Origin of the sequence: Anaerobacillus alkaliphilus, from assembly GCF_004116265.1 — a bacterium.
GTDB lineage: Bacteria > Bacillota > Bacilli > Bacillales > Anaerobacillaceae > Anaerobacillus > Anaerobacillus alkaliphilus.
On sequence record NZ_QOUX01000001.1, the window covers coordinates 236989 to 260737 of the forward strand.

The 23749-nt window shown below is 37.0% G+C and carries 21 protein-coding genes and 2 riboswitches; of the genes, 13 read left to right on the forward strand and 8 right to left on the reverse strand.

The genetic code is table 11. The features are described from left to right. Positions 1 to 18 precede the first annotated feature (18 nt). Positions 19 to 2079 carry a formate dehydrogenase subunit alpha gene (gene fdhF / locus DS745_RS01245; protein ID WP_338324504.1) on the reverse strand — a complete coding sequence of 687 codons (2061 nt, stop codon included), beginning with the start codon at positions 2077 to 2079 and terminating at the stop codon, positions 19 to 21. A gap of 160 nt (positions 2080 to 2239) precedes the next feature. Here fdhF and DS745_RS01255 point away from each other — a divergent pair, with 160 nt between their 5' ends. The 3 genes from DS745_RS01255 to DS745_RS01265 all read left to right on the forward strand — a co-directional run bounded on the left by DS745_RS01255 (position 2240) and on the right by DS745_RS01265 (position 5582). Beyond that, positions 2240 to 3094, forward strand: a complete 855-nt coding sequence (locus DS745_RS01255) for a patatin-like phospholipase family protein (RefSeq protein ID WP_129076391.1) — start codon at positions 2240 to 2242, stop codon at positions 3092 to 3094. A gap of 96 nt (positions 3095 to 3190) precedes the next feature. Further along, a complete protein-coding gene (locus tag DS745_RS01260) occupies positions 3191 to 4978 on the forward strand; it encodes a S9 family peptidase (protein WP_129076392.1) in 1788 nt (595 codons plus the stop codon). A 103-nt stretch (positions 4979 to 5081) separates the two neighbouring features. Continuing rightward, positions 5082 to 5582, forward strand: coding sequence for a zinc ribbon domain-containing protein (locus DS745_RS01265; protein ID WP_129076393.1), 501 nt, complete (start codon positions 5082 to 5084; stop codon positions 5580 to 5582). Positions 5583 to 5627: 45 nt separating this feature from the next. Here the strand turns inward: DS745_RS01265 and DS745_RS01270 are convergent, their stop codons facing one another. Further along, positions 5628 to 6635, reverse strand: coding sequence for a DUF3231 family protein (locus tag DS745_RS01270; RefSeq protein ID WP_129076394.1), 1008 nt, complete (start codon positions 6633 to 6635; stop codon positions 5628 to 5630). 162 nt (positions 6636 to 6797) lie between these two features. On the opposite strand from DS745_RS01270, the gene DS745_RS01275 reads away from it, so the two are divergent. From DS745_RS01275 to DS745_RS01285, 4 genes are all read left to right on the forward strand, one after another. Continuing rightward, entirely contained in the window at positions 6798 to 8033 is a 1236-nt protein-coding gene (locus DS745_RS01275; protein WP_241657713.1) for an MFS transporter, read from the forward strand. Between the two features lie 73 nt (positions 8034 to 8106). Further along, positions 8107 to 8277: a hypothetical protein gene (locus DS745_RS24415; RefSeq protein ID WP_161568136.1), complete on the forward strand. Its 171-nt coding sequence runs from the start codon at positions 8107 to 8109 to the stop codon at positions 8275 to 8277. A 196-nt stretch (positions 8278 to 8473) separates the two neighbouring features. Next, complete coding sequence (gene ppsA, locus DS745_RS01280) at positions 8474 to 10819, forward strand: phosphoenolpyruvate synthase (protein ID WP_129076395.1); 2346 nt, start codon at positions 8474 to 8476, stop codon at positions 10817 to 10819. A 210-nt stretch (positions 10820 to 11029) separates the two neighbouring features. Beyond that, on the forward strand, positions 11030 to 11266 hold the full coding sequence (locus tag DS745_RS01285) for a helix-turn-helix domain-containing protein (protein WP_129076396.1): 237 nt from the start codon (positions 11030 to 11032) through the stop codon (positions 11264 to 11266). Between the two features lie 18 nt (positions 11267 to 11284). Here DS745_RS01285 and DS745_RS01290 read toward each other — a convergent pair whose 3' ends face one another. Then, entirely contained in the window at positions 11285 to 11614 is a 330-nt protein-coding gene (locus tag DS745_RS01290; RefSeq protein ID WP_129076397.1) for a helix-turn-helix domain-containing protein, read from the reverse strand. A gap of 205 nt (positions 11615 to 11819) precedes the next feature. Continuing rightward, on the reverse strand, positions 11820 to 11939 hold the full coding sequence (locus DS745_RS01295; protein WP_129076398.1) for an anti-repressor SinI family protein: 120 nt from the start codon (positions 11937 to 11939) through the stop codon (positions 11820 to 11822). A 33-nt stretch (positions 11940 to 11972) separates the two neighbouring features. Further along, a riboswitch (cyclic di-GMP riboswitch) is annotated at positions 11973 to 12059 on the reverse strand. A 607-nt stretch (positions 12060 to 12666) separates the two neighbouring features. On the opposite strand from DS745_RS01295, the gene DS745_RS01300 reads away from it, so the two are divergent. After that, positions 12667 to 13911 carry an MBL fold metallo-hydrolase gene (locus DS745_RS01300; protein ID WP_129076399.1) on the forward strand — a complete coding sequence of 415 codons (1245 nt, stop codon included), beginning with the start codon at positions 12667 to 12669 and terminating at the stop codon, positions 13909 to 13911. A gap of 204 nt (positions 13912 to 14115) precedes the next feature. Continuing rightward, the gene (locus DS745_RS01305; RefSeq protein ID WP_129076400.1) at positions 14116 to 15891 is read left to right on the forward strand and encodes a S8 family peptidase; all 1776 of its coding nucleotides are present in this window, start codon (positions 14116 to 14118) and stop codon (positions 15889 to 15891) included. Between the two features lie 124 nt (positions 15892 to 16015). After that, positions 16016 to 16100, reverse strand: a riboswitch (cyclic di-GMP riboswitch). A 77-nt stretch (positions 16101 to 16177) separates the two neighbouring features. Here DS745_RS01305 and DS745_RS01310 read toward each other — a convergent pair. Continuing rightward, positions 16178 to 16318 carry an aspartyl-phosphate phosphatase Spo0E family protein gene (locus tag DS745_RS01310; RefSeq protein WP_129076401.1) on the reverse strand — a complete coding sequence of 47 codons (141 nt, stop codon included), beginning with the start codon at positions 16316 to 16318 and terminating at the stop codon, positions 16178 to 16180. Between the two features lie 164 nt (positions 16319 to 16482). Then, positions 16483 to 16626 (reverse strand): hypothetical protein, encoded by a 144-nt coding sequence (locus DS745_RS24420; RefSeq protein ID WP_161568137.1) that lies wholly within the window; start codon positions 16624 to 16626, stop codon positions 16483 to 16485. Positions 16627 to 16720: 94 nt separating this feature from the next. On the opposite strand from DS745_RS24420, the gene DS745_RS01315 reads away from it, so the two are divergent. The 3 genes from DS745_RS01315 (at position 16721) to DS745_RS01325 (ending at position 21838) form a co-directional block, all read left to right on the forward strand. Then, positions 16721 to 18631: a DUF4179 domain-containing protein gene (locus tag DS745_RS01315; RefSeq protein ID WP_129076402.1), complete on the forward strand. Its 1911-nt coding sequence runs from the start codon at positions 16721 to 16723 to the stop codon at positions 18629 to 18631. 177 nt (positions 18632 to 18808) lie between these two features. Then, positions 18809 to 19456 carry a beta-phosphoglucomutase gene (gene pgmB / locus DS745_RS01320; RefSeq protein ID WP_129076403.1) on the forward strand — a complete coding sequence of 216 codons (648 nt, stop codon included), beginning with the start codon at positions 18809 to 18811 and terminating at the stop codon, positions 19454 to 19456. A 75-nt stretch (positions 19457 to 19531) separates the two neighbouring features. Then, on the forward strand, positions 19532 to 21838 hold the full coding sequence (locus tag DS745_RS01325) for a glycoside hydrolase family 65 protein (protein WP_129076404.1): 2307 nt from the start codon (positions 19532 to 19534) through the stop codon (positions 21836 to 21838). Between the two features lie 188 nt (positions 21839 to 22026). On the opposite strand, the gene yppF is transcribed toward DS745_RS01325, so the two are convergent. Together yppF and DS745_RS01335 are read right to left on the reverse strand one after the other, a co-directional pair. Next, a complete protein-coding gene (gene yppF, locus DS745_RS01330; RefSeq protein WP_129076405.1) occupies positions 22027 to 22242 on the reverse strand; it encodes a YppF family protein in 216 nt (71 codons plus the stop codon). A gap of 245 nt (positions 22243 to 22487) precedes the next feature. Beyond that, positions 22488 to 23450 carry a polysaccharide deacetylase family protein gene (locus tag DS745_RS01335; RefSeq protein ID WP_129076406.1) on the reverse strand — a complete coding sequence of 321 codons (963 nt, stop codon included), beginning with the start codon at positions 23448 to 23450 and terminating at the stop codon, positions 22488 to 22490. A 105-nt stretch (positions 23451 to 23555) separates the two neighbouring features. Here DS745_RS01335 and DS745_RS24425 point away from each other — a divergent pair, with 105 nt between their 5' ends. After that, the gene (locus DS745_RS24425) at positions 23556 to 23726 is read left to right on the forward strand and encodes a hypothetical protein (RefSeq protein ID WP_161568138.1); all 171 of its coding nucleotides are present in this window, start codon (positions 23556 to 23558) and stop codon (positions 23724 to 23726) included. The last annotated feature ends 23 nt before the right edge of the window (positions 23727 to 23749 follow it).

The following is a 23749-nucleotide window of genomic DNA, read 5'->3' on the forward strand; positions in this document are numbered from 1 at the left end:
CCGGCTGTCCTTTCTTTGTTAGATTTTATACACCTTGACTGCGCAAGCCTTATATTCGGCTGTGCCTGATATAGGGTCAAATTCATCGAGGGTAAGAGCATTTGTAGGAACTTCTGCCCAATGGAAACTCATGAAAACATCGCCTCGTTGCATCTTCTTACAAACCTTTGCTTTCACTTTTACTTTGCCACGTCGCGATTCAACAAATACGTATTCACCATCTTCAATAGTAAGCGCACAAGCATCCTCTTCGTGCATATCAACTGTTTCTTCGGTTTGTTTTAATTTTATATTCGCTGGGTAATATCTTGTCTGTGAATGGGTATTATATTGTTCAAGACGTCTACCAGTTGTGAGTGTGAAAGGATAGTCTGGACATGTTGGTTCTGCAGGAAGGCAGAAATCAACAGGGACAAACTTTGATTTTTCCTTTAGCTCTATTCCTTGATGAAATCTCTCATGAAGGACAAACGTACCAGGATGATCGATGGTAGGGCATGGATAATGAAGGCCGCCTTCACGATCAAATCGTTCGTAGCTCATACCACCAAACATTTCAGGCACTAGAGTTCTTACTTCATTCCAGATTTCCTCACTAGAACTATAGTCCATGTTGTAGCCCATGAGTTGAGCTAATTCACAAAGGATTTGCCAATCTTCTTTGGTGTTTAGGTGAGCTTCAATTCCTTTTCGTGTTCGTTGGACACGACGGTCAGCGTTGATATAGGTTCCATCCACCTCAGCCCATGAACGTGCGGGTAAGACGACGTCAGCAATTTTTGCTGTTTCATGAAGGAAGAGATCCTGAACAATTAATAGATCAACGTTTTTGATAGCGGCCGTCGTGTGATGCATATTTACATCTGCCATAATTGGATTTTCTCCAATAATATATAATGCCTTCATTTTCCCTTCGGACATTTTTTCTAACATCGCTGTTTGCGTATGTCCGTTATGTCGAGGCAAGCTAACTCCCCAAGCATCTTCAAAAAGTTTGCGGTGCTCTTCGTTCCCCACTTTTAAACCACCAACGAACTGGTTAGGTAAACAACCCATATCACCAGCACCTTGTACGTTATTTTGGCCACGAAGCGGTAAAATCCCGGTGCCTTCTTTCCCAATATTTCCTGTTAAAAGAGCAATGTTGGCAATATCTAACACATTATTTACGCCAAAGTGATGTTCAGTAATACCTAACGTGTAGGCGATCATTCCTTGGCCAGCCTGAGCGTAGGCGCGAGCGACTTCACGAATATCTTCAGCAGGGACTCGTGTAATTTCAGCAGCATACTCAGGAGTATATCGTTCAACTTTATCCTTAAGCTCTTCAAAGCCTTCTGAGACTCTTGCGATATATTCCGTATCATACAATTCTTCCTTAATGATGACATGAATCATTGCGTTTAGTAGGGCGATATCACTTCCTACCTTGAGCTGTAAATGTTTTTCAGCAGATTTAACCATATCAATTTTTCTTGGATCAATCACAAATAAACGTAATCCTGCTTTTACTGCTTTTTTAATTCGATTTGCGACAATTGGATGTGCTTCTGTCGTATTTGAACCGATGAGAAGAAGTACCTTTGCTTGGTCAAAATCCTCAAAACGGTTTGTTGGTGCACCTGAGCCACCAAACACAGTTGCCAGACCGGCAACGCTAGGAGCGTGTCACGTTCGATTACATCCGTCTATATTATTCATCCCAAGCACAGCCCGAGCAAATTTTTGTGTGACATAATTGGTTTCATTTGTTGCCCGTGCACATGCAAATATTGACATGCTTTCTGCTCCAAATGTTTGTTTAATAGTTGTAAGCTTTTCAGCAATAAACTTCAGTGCCTCTTGCCAAGATACCGGCTGTAGTCTTCCCTCTTTTCGAAGTAATGGCGTTTTAAGACGATCATCAGCATGAACATAATTGTAAGCAAACGACCCTTTAATACATGTTTGCCCTTTGTTAACAGAACCTTCTTTGTCTCCCCTAACTTTGACAATTCGATTGTCTTCTATTTCGGCAACTAGACTACAACCTGTGCCGCAATAGCTGCAAATCATTTTAACTTCTTGAGTGTTCCCCATACTCAAAAACTCCTCCCCGAGTTTACTAACAATGTAGAAACTTCCATATTTGTATGTGAATTGGTAGTTTCTTAGCAGTGTTTATACTATAATTGTAGCAAAGTCCATAATTAAAAAAAGGACATAAATCACACTTGGCAATAGAAATGAGGAAATTTTTGTGAAAAATGTAGGGTTAGTCTTGGAAGGTGGCGGTATGCGTGGTGTGTATACTGGCGGTGTTCTCGAATTTTTTAGCGAACACCAATTATTTTTTCCATATGTCATCGGTGTTTCTGCAGGTGCATGTAATGGGGCTTCTTATGTATCGAGACAAAGAGGTCGTAATTATCAGGTTACCGTTGATTTAGTGAATCACCCAAACTACATATCCTATAAAAATCTACTAAAGAGAAAAGGGCTTTTTGGGATGGATTTTATCTTCGATGAAATTCCGAATAAACTAGTCCCGTTTGATTATCAGACGTTTGAAGAAGTGCCAGAGACATTTTTGATTGGGACAACGAATTGTGACACTGGTGATCCTGTGTACTTTGAAAAAAAAAATTGTTTACGAGACGTTTCTACAGTTCTAAGAGCATCTAGTTCGTTACCGCTAATGGCACCGATGGTCTCTTATAAAGGGTTAAACCTCTTAGACGGTGGGATAAGCGATCCGATCCCGATCAAAAAATCAGTTGAAGAAGGTAATTCTAAGAACGTGGTTATTTTAACAAGGAATTTAGGGTACAGAAAGCAAAGAGAGCGCTTTACATCGCTCCTTCATCGACCATATAAAAAACGTTATCCAAACTTAATCGAAAAAATGAATACACGTCACAACCTATATAATGAGACACTGCAATATATTGAGGAAGAAGAAATGAAGGGAAATACCTTTGTACTGAGACCTACTCAACCATTACAAGTAGGTCGGATTGAACGAGACAAACAAAAACTACATGATCTTTATCAATTAGGCTACAATGATGCAAAACAAATTCACGCACAGTTACAAAACTGGCTCCATGGCTAATTATTTCGCAATTCGAATAAATGTGTTACATTTGAAAAAGAGAGCAGTGGTGCTACTACTCTGACACTTTGAAAAACAAAAGGAGGTATTTCTATTATGATTCAATTTCCTAAGCCAGATGTGGATCAATTTTTTCGTACATATGCCATTACAACTTTTGCGATTAGTAAAGATGAAAAGAAGTTAATCTTTAGCAGTAACATCAATGGTAAACAGAATTTATGGGCGATTGATTTTCCTAATCAATTTCCGTATCTTTTTGCGCAAGTAGATCAACAATGCAACTTTATTAAAATAGACGGTGACAATCGCTATGTATTAGCTGGGTTTGATCATGATGGTGATGAAAACTATCAAATCTATGCCCTGCCATTCGAAGGTGGAAAGCCACAACCGCTTATTACTGGTGAAAAAACGGATAAATTCTTCTATGCCGATTCGTCAAAAGACGGTGAAAGAGTTTACTATATGACGAGTAAAGGAAATCCGCAATTTCTAAATCTTCATCGTTATGACATTACTAGCAATGAAGATGTTTTAGTTGATAAAGGGGAAGGTGCTCCAACTTACATGGCAGCCCTTGCTCCAGATGAAAGTAGTTATGTAACAATAAGTTCCCTTGCTAACACATATTCGCTAGGTTACGTTGTAGTTAATGGTGAAAAACGATTGCTGACTCCAACAAAAGAAGAAGTTCACACTGTTACGAATCCAGTATATACAGATGAAAACACTATTTATTTTGTCACAAACTTTGGTGAAGAGTTTTCGTATATTGCGTCATATAACCTAGTTAGCGGAGAATTTCTTCCTGTGAAAAAAATACCGTCAGAATCTGTGAAGAATTTAAAGTGGAATAAAACGTTTAAAAGCTTTTTCTTTGTGACTGAGAAAGGCGTTACAGATCAACTTTACTCTTACTCTCTTGATACTGAAGAAGTAACGAAGCTAGAAGCCCCTACAGACGTGATTGAGCAATTAACAGTGGCTGAGAGTGGCACTGTTTATGTGCTAGGAAGAAGTGCTACAATTCCGTTTAATATTTTCCGTTTAGTCCAAGGAGAACATTGGGAACAAATTACCACCAACCACGTCCTTGGGATTACTTCAGAACAAATGGTTGAACCAGATGTCGTTACGTATCCTTCCTTTGATGGACTGGAAATTGAAGCTCTATATTTCAAGGCGAAACCAGAGCTAGCAAATGGCTACACCATCTTTTGGCCACATGGTGGTCCACAAGCTGCAGAACGTAAATCGTTCCGTGCGATGTTCCAATGCTTTCTAAATCGTGGGTATTCGATCTTCGCACCAAACTTTAGAGGGAGCACAGGTTATGGTTCATCCTTCGTAAAACTTGTGGAAGGAGATTGGGGAGAAGGTCCTCGTCTAGATTGTGTACATGGGATTCAATGGTTGTTCGATCAAAAGGCATCTAGTCCGGAGAAATTGTTTGTAGTAGGTGGTAGTTACGGTGGCTATATGGCATTGTTACTTGCCGGTAGACATGCAGATTTATTTAAGGCAACGGTTGATATTTTCGGCGTTAGTAATTTGTTTACCTTCCTTAACTCTGTACCAGAGCATTGGAAGCCCATGATGAAGCGTTGGTTAGGAGATGCGGTAGAGGATAAAGAAAGACTTGAGAAAGATTCACCGATTACCTACCTAGATACAATGACAAATCCAATGCTAGTTATCCAAGGCGCGAATGATCCACGTGTCGTAAAAGAAGAATCAGACCAAATTGTTGCAGCTTTAGAGAAAAACGGTGTAGACGTTGAGTACCTAGTATTAGACGATGAAGGTCACGGATTCTCAAAGAAACATAATGAGATAAAAGTATACGAAACGATGCTTGAATTTTTAGCGAAGCATCAATAAGAAAACAACAGAGCTATGGGCGATGCCTCTAGCTCTATTTTTTTAGGAAACAATTTGATAGAATAAGAAGAATAGACATGTGATATTTTTGTGGGGTGCAGTAATGGATACAAAGAAAGCTTATCGAATGCTCGTAGTCGTGCTTTTTTTTGCTTTTATAAGTTTGATTTCTAGATCAATCATTTATTTGGTTTTATCAGTGGCAATTGCTACGATGATCGTTTTTTTACTTAGTAGTGCAAAAAAAGCAAAAAGAGAGCAAGGTGTGCAAACCTCTTCAACAAAAGCCTCTGGTGATCAAGACATAAGATTACATAAATTCTTAATCGTTACAACAGTTATTGGTGCATTAATGATTGGCTACGGTTCACTGTTCTTTACTGAAAATCCTTATTTTCAGCAATTTATTTCAATACCTACTCAGTTTCCCTTAGCAATTCTGATAATGATTGGTGGCTTTGGAATTGCTCTTAGTAGCCTTTATTTTATCATTCGTGAAATGCTGTCAACTGGGGCTGAAAAATCGGGGGATAGATGTGAATTTTGTCGAGCGAAAAACAATCCTGAACATAGGTATTGTTTTAAGTGTGGTAAGCAATTGTGAGAAAAGTGAAGCTAAGTTCATGTAGCTTCACTTTTTGTTACGAACTCATTTTTTATCTCTTAATTCTTGCCGATTAATACTTTGTGGAGGTTTTTCTAACCACCCATGTTTTATGAGTAATTTCGCACCATCGTCTGCTAGTTCCGCGGTTTCTAAGAGAAGTCTCATAAAGGCGGTTCCAATATCTTTTCTCATACTTGTACTTAGAGCTGCACCATAGTTTGTCATGCCAACTGAACCTAGCATCGTCGTGTGGAATAGCATCAATCTTTCTGAAAAAGGTGCTTCAATTGAGTTAGTTATTTCTCCATCCCATGTTGAAGGATAGGAGGAATCGTTTTCTTGTAACAATTCTAAAAATACTTGAACATGCTTTTTTGAAATAGCTAATCCGTTTAAAAAGTAGTGTTGGATTTTAGGTGATTTGGTCACTTGACTAAAGCCAAGTAGTAACGTTTTACCAACATTATTTACCTCAATATTTCTTCCTAAATGAGAAATCTCCATTGCAAGTAACGCTCGTTTCCCTTCAAAGTAATTTCCTAAAAATGAAGTATCCTCTATGAACTCAGAAGATTCATTATAGGTCATAAATGGAGTTCGAACATATACTCCTTTCTCCAAAGCAGTGTCTGTAAACATATTGAATAATTGAGTTGTTTGTTCAAGACAGCTCTGATAAAACGAACGAATGTCTTTCCTCGTTGCTAACGCCATCGATAGAGCATAAACACCTAATCCTGCTTTTGCCATATATTCAATGTAGCGCAAATAAAAAGTGTCTGACCAAAGCTTAGCCGCGTTACTATTTAGATCTTGCTCCCCAAACCCAATAGGCAGTGGAATCTGTTCTTCATTAAAAATCTTTGTTACTTCTTTTAAATGAGTTTCTGAAATTGAAATGGAATATTCAAGGATGGTTGTAATTTCAGGAGTTTCGTTTGTTGCTAAAAAGTGCTTCAACACAGAGATAGCCAGGGAATCTGCTATGTATGTATTCCATAAAGTAGCATATTCTGCGGAAGTTAATTTAGGGTTATGGTTCACGTTCACAAAAGATCGTCTCCGTTCTGGTGAAAATAACTAACATTTTCTAGTATTTGTAAATTGGAATACAATTATTACTTAAATTGTTTTTGCTACATTTTTCAAATTATTTCGTGTATAATATATTTAGTTACTCGAAACATTAATTGAGATAAGAAGGTGTTAACAATTAAAGTGCAAAGTAGAAATTTACTCATTATGTGGGTGGCTAACTTTTTAGTTGCTGCTAGTGCGACGATGATTTTGCCTTTTTTGTCGTTGTACATTTCTACATTTGGGGATTATTCAAGTGCCTACATTCAGAAATGGTCAGGTTTTGTGTTTGGGATTACCTTTTTAACTGCTTTTTTAATATCGCCATTATGGGGAAGATTTGGTGATAAGCATGGTCGAAAAAAAATATTGCTGATTACGGGATTCGGGATTGCACTAAGCATATTTTTTATGGGTTATGCTTCTTCTGTAACAGAATTATTCATCCTGCGCTTGTTTATGGGTGTAGTTACAGGCTTTATACCAACATCAATTGCCTTGATATCTGCACAAACAGATAAAAAACACGCGGGAAAAGTACTGGCAACCGTACAGACTGGAACTGTTTCTGGTGGATTATTTGGGCCATTAATTGGTGGTAGTTTGGTAGATACAGTTGGCTTTCAATATACCTTTATTTTAACTTCTTCAGCGATCGCTTTGGCTACACTGATTGTTGCCATTGGAATTAAGGAAATCGTAGTTAACGAGAAAAATGCTAGTAAAAAGACCTATAGTCGAAAAGAAGTTCTTCGGCTTATTTTTAAAAGTAGGTTACTACTAGCTGTCATGTTGATTTCATTTTTTATTCAAACAGCAAACTTTAGCATTCAACCATTATTGGCGTTATACGTAGACGAACTAACGACAACCGTAAATCTCGCTTTTATGGCCGGGTTAGCCTTTTCTATTACGGGTTTAGGGAATTTAGTAGCGACGAGAAGCTGGGGAAATTTAGGGGACCGAATCGGTCATGATAAGGTATTAATCATTTGCCTCATCTTAGCGGTTGTTTGTTTCATTCCACAAGCCTTTGTGACAAACATTTGGCAACTTGTCTTTTTACGATTTTTATATGGAATTCAAGTTGGTGGATTAATTCCTTGTATGACCGCCTATATAAGACAATTAGCGCCATTATCCGTGCAAGGAGAGGTATTAGGCTACAATCAAAGCTTCCGATTTTTAGGCAATGTCATAGGTCCAGTTATGGGGGGAGTTCTGGCAGGCTATTTCGGAATTTCATCTGTGTTTTATTTTTCAGCGTCATTGTTTGTTGTCGCTTTATTCGTTCTATATTTTTCTTTAAAAGAAAAAGAGGTCACCGCTTTCGAAGACGAACATACACTAAAAAGAGTGAAAAATTTTTAGAAAGCTAGCTTACAAGACAAATTCTTTAGATTTTGGTAAACTTTCTTTAACAATTACGAAAGGAAGGTTTCTGATGCTCCTGACGTTAAAAGAGAAAAAGTTTCTAATTCAAATGCTTGCCAAACAAAAAAGAAGCTTTTGGAGTTCCAGTAAAGAAAAGCAATTGGCAGAAGAGCTTTTAGAAAAGTTTGAACAAAACATACGCAATGAAAAAACAAATGATATGAAACAATCAAGATTATAAACTTATAAACAACCCAAGTACTCACTTATTGTGAGACTTGGGTTGTTTTTATCTATTTATACAAAAAAACAGGAATGAATATCTTATATATTTAGATATTGTAACGTAATTTTCGTTAAAATAAAAATAAGTATAACATTATAAACTTAATGTGATATACTAATTAAGAATAAACAACTCAAAGGGGAGAATTCATTTGTCATCATTTCAATACATTCGCTGGTTTAAGGAAATTGGGAAAAACGATATTCCATTAGTGGGAGGGAAAGGTGCCAATTTAGGTGAGCTAACTCAAAACGGTGTAAATGTCCCACCAGGTTTCTGCGTAACGGCAACTGCCTACAGTGATTTTATTTTGGAACGTGAAATAGATAAAAAAATTCACAGAATTATAAGTGAAATTGAAACTGACAACACAGCAGAATTACAAATTAAATCTCAACAAATTCGAAACTTAATTGAGAAGACTGATATGTTAGAAACGATTGAAATTGAAATTCGTGAAGCATATTCACAGTTTAGTAAGGAAGTAGGACATGAATCACCACGAGTGGCAGTTCGAAGTTCGGCAACAGCTGAAGATTTACCAGAAGCATCGTTTGCTGGTCAACAAGACACATACCTTGAAATTGAAGGTGTTAATGAGGTCATTAAGCATGTAAAAAGATGCTGGGCATCTCTTTGGACAGCAAGAGCAATCTATTACCGGGAAAACCAAGGATTTAGTCATTTTGATGTTTCGTTAAGTACTGTTGTTCAAAAAATGGTTGATAGCGAGAAATCAGGTGTGTTATTTACTGCTAACCCCGTGACAAACAATCGAAATGAAATGATGATCAATGCAAGCTGGGGATTAGGGGAAGCAGTTGTATCAGGTACGGTTACGCCAGACGAATACTTAGTCGACAAACAAACCTTAACCATCACAGAAAAGCATATTGCTACAAAAAATGTGATTGTTGTCAAACATAAAGAAAAAGTCGGAACAGTTGAAGTAGCTGTCAAAGACTACTTAGGCTATGATCACGTAACAGCGCAATGCCTACTAGATGATGAAATAAAATATTTATGCAAAAGTAGCTTAAAGATTGAGGAAATCTATCAAACACCACAAGATATTGAATGGGCTCTTGATGCTGATACGAAAGAGCTCTATATTTTACAAGCACGTCCAATTACAACGTTAAAAGAAGTGGAAGGAGAAACAACAGAAGTGATAGTTGAACGTCGTCCATTAGTAAAAGGATTAGCTGCGTCTCCAGGTATGGCAAGTGGAGTCGTCAGAAGAATAAAGGATATTACCGAAATTAGCCGGGTTCAAAAAGGTGACATTCTTGTAACTGTCATGACAAACCCGGATATGATCCCAGCGTTAAAGCGTGCCGCAGCTGTTGTGACAGATGAAGGCGGTCGAACGTGCCATGCAGCAATCGTTTCAAGAGAATTAGGAATTCCTTGTATCGTAGGCTCTAATACAGCGACTGAAATCCTTGAGGAAGGCATGGAAGTCACAGTAGATGCAACAAGAGGTGTGGTTTATAGCGGCAAGATGGTCAGTGAAAAGAAACCAGAAACTGCCTCAGCTCAAGCTGCAATCAATGAAGCGCTTCTTGCTCAACTAGCACCAATTACAGGAACGAAGGTCTATATGAATTTGGGCGAGTCAGAGATGATTCACAAGTATAAAAACCTTCCTTTTGACGGAATTGGTCTAATGAGAACGGAGTTTATTTTCTCCAACATTGTCGGGGCTCACCCCATGTATTTAGTTAAGACCGGTCAACAAGAGTATTTCGTCAATAAAATGGCGGATGCGATTACAACAGCTGCTGAGGTGCTATATCCAAGACCAGTCGTTGTTCGTTTAAGTGACTTCCGATCAAATGAGTTCCGTGGTTTAGAAGGTGGAGAAGAGGTTGAACCAATTGAAGCCAACCCAATGATTGGCTGGCGTGGTGTGTCTCGTTATATCTCTCCACAATACGAAGCAGGGTTCCGATTAGAATGTAAGGCAATCAAGAAGGTAAGAGAAGAATACGGATTAACAAATGTATGGGTAATGCTACCGTTCGTACGCACGCCTTGGGAAGTTGTGAAAGTAAAACAAATCATGGCAGAAGAAGGATTAGTACAAAACAGCGAGTTTAAAATTTGGATTATGGCTGAAGTTCCATCGGTAATTTTTGCAGCAGAGGAGTTTGCACAACTAGTTGATGGCTTTAGTATCGGAAGTAATGATCTTACTCAGTTAATTATGGGAGCAGACCGTGACTCAGGAATTTTAAACAGCATGGGCTATTTTGATGAACGCAGTCCTTCTGTAAAAGCAGCGATCAAAATGCTAATTGAAGCAGCACACAAACATGGCAAATCCGTTTCGATTTGTGGGCAAGGACCGTCACTTTACCCTGAGTTTACAGAATTCCTAGTGAATGCCGGAATTGATAGTATTAGCGTAAACCCAGATACCATTAATTATACTCGTAGATTAATAGCTTCGGTGGAGCAGAAGATGATTTTGACGAAGTTGAGAGGGATTTAGAAAGTCTAGGAAGAGCCCCTAATAGTTAGATCTATAGGGGTTCTTGCTAATTAGTAGCAAGAAGTCATTAAACTTCTTAATAAAGAACATAATTTGTTTACTTATGCTTTGATTTAGATTATAATTCTTTATAGAGAACTAATTATCTAGTAAGTAATTTCCTGTTTTGTATGCTGTGATTATGAATAACCATAAAAGGGAGTTGAATAAATGAATGGTGAGAGTATTCGAGAACTTAGAAAAAAGAAAAGAATGTCAATAGACCAGCTTTCTGACTTATCAGGTGTATCTAAATCATATATTAGCTATATAGAAAGGGGTTTGCAAAATAACCCTAGCATAGCTGTTATTGAAAAGATTTCGAAAGCATTAGATGTCCAGCTAGTTGACTTAATTGAAGGATTAAATAAACCGCCGCTAAAAGAAGAACATCCCATCATAAGCTAGAAGATGGGATGTTTTATTTTAGTTGTTATTTTTTCGCCATTTATTGAATTCTAAGAATTCACGAAACTGTTCTTTACTAACACCTGAATCCATAGCTTCTTTTACTAACTGTAACCAAGCAGCATCAAGATCCTCGTCTTTAACATCTTCGTTTTTTTCGTTTAACAGGGTTTCCAAGCTGACGCCGAGTACAGTTGAAACCTTTTCAAGAAATTGAATTGAAGGATTTGATTGTATATTTCTTTCAATTGAGCTTATATAAGATTTTGCTACTCCTGCAGCATCTGCTAGTTCGGTTAATGACATGCCTTTTTTTAGGCGATATTTTTTTAGGCGTTCACCAATCATCTGTTATCGTTTCCTCTCTCAAACCTATCTCGTTAGGGGAATTATAACAGTTTTTTGATTGCTCTGTAAATAGTAACGTATAGGGGCTCTTTAATAGAAAGGATGCTAGGTATACTTTCGATCCACTTATACTAAAGATTTATGTATCTTAGGAAACTATCTCTCATCATCGTGTGAATATTTCTGGAAACATAGAACTAGCGGATCAACTTTTATTCTTTAATAAAAAATCCAAAATTTCATCCGTACTTATTCCCATAACCATTGCTTCTTGAATTAGTTCTACCCATTCCTGATCCAGACCTTCAACTAAACGAAATTCCAATTAACGTTCCCTCCTAAAATACTTTTCAGTATCTCAAGCAGCCCAGCCATCATAATTAACTATAACTTTAGACCTGTGACTTTGCGTCCCTATTTTTCAATAGGTTTGCCTTTGTTTGAAAATTAAGAAAAATTTAGATAATTTTATAATCATTTCGTATTACTTCTCTTGTAGTATAAAGGTTATACTAGATATGTTTTGTAGAAATCTGTAAGTTATATCCAATTATCATTTGACAAATATGTAACTGTCAATCGGATTTAGTGGGTATTACTGCCTATATAATCGACAGTTTTTCATAGTTTTAAAGTAGTAATTACGATGTTCGAAATAGTCTATGTAAAAAGTGTTAAAATTATGCAAGAAATTGTTGAAAACTTCTTTTGTTTACCATTTATTTGAAGAACTATGTCTATATCGTGTCGAAGTGATAGTCTAGACGGTGTGAGTCTTTTTTGCTACTATAGTTGCTATTTTTTTGGTATCCTAAAAAAAGCTGTGTTTTTTGGAAAGGCTCTTTTCGTAAAACATTGTGGATTTTTTATCCTAAACTAATCGGAAGAATACCCTAGATGAAGATATCAGCCAATAAATTATGTAAGAAAAGAGCATTACTTACTAAATTAGTAGTAAATTCTTAGTAATTTGTGTAAAAATCCGGTTTTTGGGATTTTTACGAAAGCAACAAACTTTGCGAAAACAGCCTTTTGAAAAGGAGAGGATTAACATGTCATATTTCATTGTACTATTATTTTTGTTACCACTTCTATTAGTAGTTAGAAAAAAAGCTATCGTCTCATTTCTACTACTTTCTACCGTTCTTCTCGGTTGTACTGATCAGCCACTAGACCTACCTACAGAACAAACAGAGACAAAAGAAGAGGTTTATGAACCAAATGAAGAAGTAGTAGAGCCTGAAGAAGCTCCAGCATCTGAAGAGACTTCACCAGCCCCAGTAATCACAGGTGAAGCCATCATTCATTTCATCGATGTCGGTCAAGGAGATGCAACACTTCTTCAAGGACCAGATTTTACGATTTTAATTGACGCGGGACGTCATGATCGGGAGGATGTCGTCCCATACTTACGTTCTGTAGGAGTTGAGACGATTGACTTACTAGTGGGAACACATCCTCATGCCGATCATATTGGTCAAATGGATAAAGTAATTAATGCTTTTCCGGTAAAGGAGGTCTGGATGTCCGGTGATAGTCATACAACACAAACGTTTGAACGAGTTTTAAATGCGATTATCGAGCATGAGGTTGATTACTACGAACCGCGAGCTGGTGAGCGATTTGACATAGGCTCACTTCAGATTACTGTAGTGAACCCGGTTAACCTAACAGGTGATTTCCATGAAGGAAGTATAAGCCTTGTTTCAAGGTACGGTGAGGTTTCGCTTCTTTTTACTGGTGACGCTGAAAAGCAAACAGAGGAAGCAATGCTATCAAGGAAGGAACCAATCCAAGCACAAATTTTTCAACTCGGTCATCATGGTTCTAGCACCTCTAATATAAAGCGGTTTTTAGAGGCGGTAGCCCCTGAGGTTGCGATTTATTCAGCGGGGTTAGACAATTCCTATGGACATCCTCATCGAGAGGTGATTGACCGTTTGAATACAATGAACATCCCAGTTTACGGAACAATTCAAAATGGGACAATTATTATTACTACTGATGGGAAAACGTATGAAATTAATGCAAACATGAAAACAAAACAAGAAGAAAAACAGCCGGAAAAAGTAGAAACATCACCACCGCCGACTGCAGCGCCATCCGGAACATGTATTGATATAAATACGGCTTCATTGGAACAATTAGAACAAATTACGCATATTGGTCCTGAACGGGCCCAGCAGTTAGTTCAATTACGACCATTTAAAAGTGTTGATGAGCTAACAAAAATCAATGGAATTGGCGCAGGAAGATTGAGGGATATAAAAGCTGAAGGATTGGCTTGTGTGAATTAATGTAGAATGTAAAATGTAGAATGTAGAATGTAAAATTTAGAATGATTAAAAGATGAATGATGAATAACGAATGAAGATTTAAAAGTAATAAAGGAAAATGTAGGAAATGGGATGCAAAGGTGAAATCAACGCATTCTATTTTCTACATTTTTTTTTTAGTAAAGTACATCCTAACCATAATGAGAAATGTGAGGAGGTCTTATTATGCGTCGTTTAGCGACAGTATTTAGTATCGTTTTACTTGGGATTATTGGGATCTGGTATACGAATTCCCATCAGGCAGATCAGTACCGAGGACAGAGTCAAATGTCAATGATGCAACAGCAAGCATTAGACCAAGTAATGGCAGAGGATTTGGCAATTACTACGTCGATGTTCATTGATCAGCTAAGAAACCAACTTTTACGCTGGAGTGAAAGGGATTTATCCAATGAGGAGTTTGTTGAGAAATTCCAGGAGGAATTAATTAAGCATCATCATTTTGAAGCGTTTGCCGTAGTGAATGGTGAGAAGTTTGAGAGCATTGCTGGTGAACTTCATCAACAAGATCTAGAGAAGCTAACCAATTCCATTGATGGTTTAGATAGCTCTGATCCTTATACGAAGAATGGCAACGAGTATATGCTTGTTGGATGTAATCTCGAGAATGGTAAAAAAGTTATCGGTGAAGTGGATTTATCGTTTGTGAAGAAATATGTTCGTGATTTAGCCCATGTAGTAGATGCGAATGGCAATCTCTTCATTGGAGGAAAAGATACGGAATTGGAGTTTGAAGGAGAAGGTATTCACCGATATGGAGCAAAGCAACAAGTTCCTGAACTCGGCTGGAATATTGTGGTCCAATCTGACCCTAATGCAGTAGACGCCGATCCACATTATATTGAACATGAAGTGATCATTAGTTTTGCAGAAGGTGTTAATGGGAGGCAATGGATTGAACATTCGCCTTTAACTTTAGTGAAAAACGGTGGACCTTATTATGTTGTCCGTGATGAAACACGGCCGACGGATCAGATGGTCTATGAATTAAGCTTATTAGAAGAAGTTGACACAGTTGAGCCTAATTATATCGTAACGAAACAGGCACAAGTTCCATTTGTACGTAGACAAGGGGATCTTGTACCGAATGATGAGTTTTATGAGCAATATCAATGGAACTTATCACAAATTTTTGCGGAAATCGGCTGGAATATAACCGGTGGTGGAGAAGATGTTCCAATTGCCATCTTAGACAGTGGTGTTGACCCTAATCATGAGGATTTACAGGACCGAATTTTAATGGGGTACAACGCGTTTAAGGATGATGGGGAATTTTATGATGAACATGGTCATGGTACTCATGTTGCGGGGATTGCGGCTGCCGCTACAAATAACGTATTAGGGATAGCGGGTGTTTCGTGGCATAATCCATTGATGCCGGTGAAAGTGTTGAATGAAAAAGCGGAAGGAACTGCTTTTGAAGTAGCCAATGGAATTCGTTGGGCAACGGATAATGGCGCAAAAGTAATCAATATGAGTTTAGGCGATACGTATAATTCGAGAATTATGCATGACGCGATTCGTTACGCCTTTAGAAATGATGTAGTGCTAATTGCAGCTTCCGGAAATGACAATGTTGAAACACCGATGTTTCCAGCTGCTTATGATGAAGTAATTGCGGTGTCAGCTGTAGACAGCAAGCGACACAAAGCCATTTTTTCAAACTATGGAAGGCATATTGATGTCACGGCACCTGGAGAACATATCCCAAGTACGTTTTTAGACAATTCTTATGTTATGATGTCTGGAACGTCAATGGCGGCACCACATGTAGCTGGGTTGGCTGGGTTAATACGTTCGATTAACCCAGAGCTCTCAAATGTCGAAGTAGCAGAGATTATTCGCTCAACTGCTAATGACATCGGTCCAGCAGGGTTTGATCCTTATTACGGCTTTGGCGAAATAAATGTTGTGAAAGCATTGCAGGAACTTCGAAATTAGTAAAGCATGAAAAAAAGGCTGAGTTTATCAGCCTTTTTTCTGTCCTAGTAGCTACTTTTGTGCCAAATGCTTCTTTTGCTTTTTTATAATAACCATGAAAAACTTTTTCATGTTCTTGTTTCGTTTCGGGAACTGGCTGGCATATTGTAATCAATGAAGCCCCTATAGCTTTGCGTCACCACTTTTCAATGGTTTTGCCTGTTCGTACAATTCATGTATTATTTGAATAATAATACAATTTATTAAAAGCTTTAAGAAGAACGATTAAACACAGCAAATTTGATGATTAATGATTTAGGATTTGAACTAAATTAAGTAGCTCGTCCAATTCTTGACTACACTTGACCGTCTTTTTCGACGTCATTCCTGTAATACTGGCTAAATAAATCATTTGCATACGCTTTTTTTCAATGACATTGTGTAACATCTGATCTGGTCACTCCTTAAATCTGCTGTGTTCTTTTTCTTTTACCATTATTCAACAAAATCTATAAAAATTAAACAGGTTCGCTAAAACTAGTCACTATTCTTCTAAAATTCCAACAAATCGCCAATTTGTACTTTGTTCCGACAATTTTTGTCGCTTATTTCCTAATATTCGATTTCATCAAAGTCTTTAGGTTTTGGATCTAGTTCTTCAGGAGTGATGACGTCGTATTTAATTTTCACCTCTGTTTCGTTTGCTTTCTTGCTAGGTTTGTTATTATTTTCCAAATCATTTTTTTCAATATTCAAGATTTTTGCACCTCACTTGTGTTATGATATTCCATATTATTTCCTTTTTATTAATTAAAATGAATAAAGTGAAGGAAAAGGAGCGAAATTTTTTGTGAGTCACAACCATGATCTAATGAGCGAATGGGTTAGAACAAATAAACTTCAATTGTATAAGCTTGGATATGTATTTATTGATCAAGAAGAAGCGTTAGAAGACGTTGTACATAAAATAATGAAACTGTACCAGGACACGACAGATTTTTTAGAGGAAGAGTTTAAACAAAAATTTGTCAAAGAATGTATGAGCAAAAGTGGACGTGCTACAAAATTACAAGAAGACCTTTGGCGTGATTTGTCGCCGTCATCCGTTCAATCTTTGTATTTTTGTTATGTATTAGGTTTGACTTTGAGTGAAACAGCATCCTATCTCTCCCAGACAGAAGAAAGTGTCGAAGAAAGTATAATCTCAGGTTTTCAGAGATTACTAGGAGATGCTGACGTACCTGTTCAAAAGCTATTAAACTATCATCAAGGTCTTTTGGATTTTACAGAATATAAAAGAATAAATCAGTTGATCGTAGAAGATCAACAATATAGTCAAGCCCTAGAAAAATTACTGGCAATTATCGATCAATTTGAAAAAATTAATCGTACGCTATCGCCTTCAAGCTTTTTTTTAGAAGGAAATAGACCGTTAACAGACGCCCAATTAAACAAACGAAAAAGAAAACAACAAATCTTCACAATCACTGCGAGCCTCTTTTTCATTATGATCCTTTTTGTTAGTAGCGTAGGCGTTGCTGAAATACAACATAAGTGGAAAGTGTGGACGACAGAACAGGTAGCATATGGCGAGAGTGTCTTTGTCAGTGCTGTAGATCAAGGAATTGAAATTACCGTTACACATGTTGCGGCAGATGAAACACAAACCATTGTCTATTACCAAGTACGTGATCTGGAAGATCAATACCATTACAATATGGATATTTATCATGCAAATGCAGTGGAAGTACTTGAACAAACGGTTTTTTCAGAATTCTGGTCACCTTACGGGCGACCAAAAAGCTTTTATAGAGTTTTAGATGAAGATCAAACAAGTGAGGGGATGTTATTCTTACCACCACTTAAAGGGGAAAGCGAACGGATAACGCTCCGCTTTCATACAGTTGAACAATATGCAAAAGGACTAGACTGGTTCGGCACCCACGACTCCAATGATCACCGTCAAATTAACGGGGAATGGTTATTAGAATTCCCAATTACAAAATATGAATCTATGGTTGTAGATATTGATCGAACGATCCAAGTAAAGGATAAGGATGTTTATTTCTCTCATCTAGTTGTATCTCCTACGGTAACTCTATTGGCTTATAAGTTTGATTTCGAAAAAAATGGGAGATATGAATATCACGATATCTATATGTCAGTTGAAGCGAATGGAAAGAAATATCTACCATTTTTCGACCATCGTTCCCACAATGACTACAGAAACGGGGATTGGGATCGGATATTTCCAGTTGAGTCTATTTTTTACCTAAAACCGAAAGAACTCGAGCTTGCGATAGATCGAATTCATAGTACCTATGATTATGACAAAGAAATAACGATAAACTATGACAAGCTTCCGATGGAATTTCAGTTCTTAGATAATATTGTAACAATTGATAATATAGACATAGGCAACCCGACGACAATTACTTTACTAGAAGAATTCGATTTAGATCGTAGCTATGACCATTTCCATATGAACTTTGATCATGATAGTCAAACACATAATTTTGGCTATGGATATTATTCGGAAGGAATTTGGATTGATGGAGAAGGAAATAAATATCATACCTATGAAGAGCTGGTAGAGATCCAAAACCCATTTGAAATACAATATATTTCTACGAAACAAATCATTTCACTGAATTTTCCAGGCAAAGAGATAGATAAATCCCAGCTTCCAGAAAAAATCTTGATATCGAGTTATTCAAAATCACAAAAATTGAATGAACGGTTAAAGGTAAATCTTCATTAAAAACAAAGGCTTAGGCAAATGTGCTTAAGCCTTTTTGGCCGTTTATAGATAATTATAGATAAAAAAGGGAATATTGTTACAGAAAGAAAAATTTTCTGAGATACCGCTTTCTTTTTCAAATACAGTAGAGTAAAATATAGTTGGTTATATATATATACAATGTAAAGGGGGATCATTTTGACTCCAATTAAAGCTTGCATATTTGATTTAGATGGTGTCATTGTTGACACGGCAAAATTTCATTATTTAGCTTGGCAAAGACTTGCTCGTGAATTAGGATTTGACTTTAGTGAGGAAGATAATGAAAGGCTAAAAGGTGTTAGTCGGATGGACTCACTCAATATTTTACTTGAGATTGGCGGAGTTGAATTAGAAGACACCAAGAAAGAAGAGTTAGCTAATAAAAAAAATGATTGGTACGTTGAGTTAATTACACATATGGATAAGAGCGAAATATTACCCGGAACAACAGAGTTCTTGACGTTACTTAAAGAAGCAGACATTAAAATATCACTAGGGTCTGCGAGTAAAAATGCGAAAATGATTTTAGAAAAAATCGGATTACTCCACATGTTTGATGCAATCATTGATGGTACAGATATTTCAAAGGCAAAACCTGACCCGGAAGTGTTTTTACTAGGGGCAAAGGCATTAAACGTTGAACCGAGTGAATGCGTTGTTTTTGAAGATGCGGTATCAGGAGTGGAAGCAGCAATAAGTGCTGGGATGTATGTCATTGGAGTTGGGTCAAAGGAAACTCTCCACAGAGCAAACGATGTGGTACAGTCATTGGCAGAAATGACATTAGACAGGTTAGCAAAGTAACTAGCCTTTATTTTAACACTAAATGCGCAAACGGTTGCCTTATTAAGAGATTACTAGAAGGGGAAGGAAGAAATTATGAAACAATATTTAAAGTTTGACGAGTGGTCAATTATTGAAGAAGGGTTTGACCCAGAAAACCATGAAGTCTCTGAAAGTATTTTCAGTATCGGAAATGGTCATATGGGGCAAAGAGCTAACTTTGAAGAGGATTACACAGGAAAATCACTTCAAGGCAGTTATATGGCTGGTGTTTATTACCCTGATAAAACGCGGGTAGGTTGGTGGAAAAACGGCTATCCGGAATATTTTGCGAAAGTATTAAACTCGACGAATTGGATTGGATTAAAGCTAGAAATCGACGGTGAAAACTTAGATCTAGCGAAAGTCCCAGTTCGAGAGTTTGTCCGTACTTTAAATATGAAGGAAGGCTTTCTAGAGCGATCATTTATTGCTAGCCTTCCAGGTGGAAAAGAAGTTCAAATCAATGCGAAACGCTTTGTCAGTATCGTTGACAAAGAAATCGGAGCAATTCGCTATTCCATTACACCAGTAAACTTTGACGGTGAATTGAAAGTTACATCATACTTAGATGCCGATGTGAAAAATAAAGATGCTAACTATGATGAAAAGTTCTGGGACGAAGTAACGAAAGAAGTAACAACAAATACTGCGTCAGTAACAGTAATAACGAAAAAGACGGAGTATGTTCTTTGCTCAACTATGAAGACAGAACTTGTTCACGATGGTCTAAAAGTGGCGTTTTCACCAGAAGTAAGTGAAAAGGAAAAATATGTTGCACATACGTTTGCACATTCCCTTGTTAAAGGAAAAGAAACGGTTATTTATAAATTTGCTGCTAACGTAACTTCTCGCGATCACGAAGCATCTACTCTATCTACTGTTGCAATGGACAGACTTCAAGGTGCTTTAGCAAAAGGCTTTGAGAAGATGCTAGTTGAACAGGCAGAGGCATGGGGAGAAAAGTGGAAAGAAAGTGACATCGTCATTGAAGGTGATGTTTCAGCTCAACAAGGTATTCGCTTTAATATCTTCCAGCTGAATCAAACGTACACTGGTGAAGATGATCGTTTAAATATTGGGCCAAAAGGATTTACTGGAGAGAAATACGGTGGTAGTACATACTGGGACACTGAAGCATATTGCTTACCGTTCTACTTAAGTACTGCAGATCCAAAGATCTCAAGAAATTTACTTGTTTATCGCTACAAACACCTACAAAAAGCGATCGAAAATGCAGAGAAGTTAGGATTTACTGATGGAGCTGCTCTTTATCCGATGGTAACAATGAACGGAGAAGAATCTCACAATGAGTGGGAAATTACGTTTGAAGAAATTCACCGTAATGGGGCAATTGCTTACGGGATTTATAACTATGTGAACTACACAGGGGATAAGTCTTACCTAGGTGAATACGGACTAGATGTATTAGTGGGTATTTCAAGGTTTTGGGCGCAACGTGTCAACTATGTACCAGCCAAAGATCAATACATGATGTTAGGTGTTACTGGGCCAAACGAATATGAAAATAACGTAAATAACAACTGGTATACAAATCGTATTGCTTCTTGGACATTAGAATACACATTATCTGCGATGGATTACTTGAAGGATACAGATAAAGCAAGGTATGACGAACTTCAAAGTAAACTTACCTTCACGGACGAAGAAACTTCTAAGTGGGTGGATATAATTGAGAAAATGTACTATCCATACGATGAAGAACTGGGTGTATTCTTACAGCAAGATGGTTTCTTAGATAAAGAATTGATTGCTGTAAAAGATTTAGATTCAAAACATTTACCATTAAACCAAAAATGGTCGTGGGATCGTATCCTTCGTTCTTGCTTCATTAAGCAGGCAGACGTGTTACAAGGAATTTATTTCTTAAACGATGAGTTTGATATGGAAACGAAGAAAAAGAACTTTGACTTCTATGAGCCAATGACCGTTCATGAATCTTCTTTATCTCCGTGTGTTCACTCTATTTTAGCTTGTGAATTAGGTTATAAAGACAAAGCATACGAAATGTACTTACGAACAGCTCGTCTTGATTTAGATAATTATAATAACGATACAGAGGATGGATGTCATACGACAAGTATGGCTGGAACTTGGATGAGTGTTGTTCAAGGGTTTGGTGGATTAAAAGTACGAAATGATCAACTAATCTTAAATCCATTTATCCCTGGTGAGTGGAATTCGTTCTCGTTTAAAGTGGTATTTAGAGACGCATTGTTAAACATTAAGGTTACGGCAGATACAATAAGTATTACGAATGAGACTGCAGCAACAACACCTGTTATCATTCACGGCACGAAATATACTGTAAATGGAAATGATACATTGTCAGTTCAATATTAAAAACTAAAACAAAAGCGTTTCTCAAAATGAGAAACGCTTTTTGAATGTTTTTGCAACGTAACGCTTAAAATCGTTAAAGTCCAAATGCTCAAATGTAACCGGTTGTTAGGTTTTTTGCAAGAAAATTAATAACTAGCATAAAGATTGGTTTAGAGCAGCGCGGGGTTAAAGGAGATAAGTAATACTTATTACTGTAGAGTTAGTTCAGGTGTTAATTCCTCGAAGTAAAACTCTGGTTTTGTGGCTCCTCTAAGCATTAATTCTTTCACTAACGATTTATATTGCCAAATAGTTAACTGGTTATTTACATAACAGAGAGTGGCATAATCTAATAGTTGGTTTACATTGACGGGTTTATCGTTTTTATCTAGGATATATTTTTCAATAAGCATTTTAACGATCATAGGCGTCCTCCTGACAAACATGTATTTTCGTTTTCTACAGTTATCTTAGCATGTAAACAGGCATTTTTATTTGTTTAGAATTTTTTAACTTCAGACATTTTCTTACAATTTATGAGTGGAAATTACACGAATTTGGTTAATTATGGAACGAGAAGTGGTTTATTTCGAATATATTGAGAGGTTTTAGAGAAATTTGCAGGATTTTCTTTTAAAAAAAGAGTCAGCCTTATGCTGACTCGTGTCTTTTATGAATGAACAATGTGTTTATTTATAATCCCCCGCTTTTTCATTTCTTCTATTTCTTCTTCTGTTATATCGCGAAATGTCCGGAACGTATAACCGTTTTTTTCGTAGTAATCAATAACTTCTGGAAGTATTTCTACGGTTGCTTTGTTGGGATTGATATCGTGAAACAATGCAACAACAAAATTGTTATCAGTAGAACCCTGTTTTACTTGTTCTAGCATTTTGTTTGGTTGTTTCGAAATGGAGGTGGCGTCTCCTGAAATGACATTCCAATCTATATAGCTAAATCCTCGATTCCTTAAATCGGTAGTTAAATTGGTCATAAACTGTTTGCCGCCATATTTATATGAGCTTTGATTAGACGAACCACCGGGAAAGCGAAAGATAGGAGGTGCTTTAAAACCTAGGATCGTTTGATAAGCATTTTCTACCTTTTCGTAATCTTGATAAAACGTATCAAAGCTGGAATAAATTGAATATTTGTGAGAATATGAATGTGTAAGAACCATATGGCCATTTTCGTAGGTTTTCTTTACAATGTCGGGGTATTGCTCCATCATTTGACCTATTGTAAAGAAAGTAGCTTTGACGTTCTTCTGATTTAGAATGTCAAGGACTTGATTTGTTAATGGTGAGGGTCCGTCATCAAATGTTAAAAATACTTTTTTTTCTTGATGTGTTTGAGCTTTTTGTCTCAATTCCTGGAGTTCAGTTTCTAATTTTTCGATCTTTTCCTTGAGTTGATCCACCTGTTCTTTATGTAGGGTGATCTCATGATCTTTTTGTGCTTTCAGCTCTTGTTCTAGTTCGAGAGAATGGATCTTTAGTTTTTCTTCTAGCGTGCTTATACGTTCACTCGCTGACTTTAATTGTGAAGCAGAATGATTTATACCGATAAAATAAGCAGTGAAGACGAAAATGGTGGATAAAGCAAGAAAACCGAACAACCATTTTTGTTTCATTTCTAACGCCTCCCTTCATCTCATGTTATGATCTGACCTTCTTTATTTTGGACCGTTTTCCATAATACATGTCGTAAAAAATTTAGTAAAAAATGGAGGTTATTTATGGATTGGACAATGATTTTACTAATCATCCTTGGAATATTTTTATTCATAAAAGTAATAAGTAAACTCGTAAGGATACTAATAGGGGTAGCTTTAATTGCAGTGATCGCATATTTTGTTTTATCAATGGATATAGCGATGGTTATGTTTGAAGTGTTAAGGGAACTTTAATAACGGTTATCACCTTGAGGTGA

Coding starts and splice junctions, on each gene's coding strand:
- DS745_RS01260 (WP_129076392.1), top strand. CDS start 3,191: ATGATTCAATTTCCTAAGCCAGATGTGGATCAATTTTTTCGTACATAT.
- DS745_RS01265 (WP_129076393.1), top strand. CDS start 5,082: ATGGATACAAAGAAAGCTTATCGAATGCTCGTAGTCGTGCTTTTTTTT.
- DS745_RS24415 (WP_161568136.1), top strand. CDS start 8,107: ATGCTCCTGACGTTAAAAGAGAAAAAGTTTCTAATTCAAATGCTTGCC.
- DS745_RS01285 (WP_129076396.1), top strand. CDS start 11,030: ATGAATGGTGAGAGTATTCGAGAACTTAGAAAAAAGAAAAGAATGTCA.
- DS745_RS01290 (WP_129076397.1), bottom strand. CDS start 11,614: ATGATTGGTGAACGCCTAAAAAAATATCGCCTAAAAAAAGGCATGTCA.
- DS745_RS01300 (WP_129076399.1), top strand. CDS start 12,667: ATGTCATATTTCATTGTACTATTATTTTTGTTACCACTTCTATTAGTA.
- DS745_RS01305 (WP_129076400.1), top strand. CDS start 14,116: ATGCGTCGTTTAGCGACAGTATTTAGTATCGTTTTACTTGGGATTATT.
- DS745_RS01310 (WP_129076401.1), bottom strand. CDS start 16,318: ATGTTACACAATGTCATTGAAAAAAAGCGTATGCAAATGATTTATTTA.
- DS745_RS01325 (WP_129076404.1), top strand. CDS start 19,532: ATGAAACAATATTTAAAGTTTGACGAGTGGTCAATTATTGAAGAAGGG.
- yppF (WP_129076405.1), bottom strand. CDS start 22,242: ATGATCGTTAAAATGCTTATTGAAAAATATATCCTAGATAAAAACGAT.
- DS745_RS01335 (WP_129076406.1), bottom strand. CDS start 23,450: ATGAAACAAAAATGGTTGTTCGGTTTTCTTGCTTTATCCACCATTTTC.
- DS745_RS24425 (WP_161568138.1), top strand. CDS start 23,556: ATGGATTGGACAATGATTTTACTAATCATCCTTGGAATATTTTTATTC.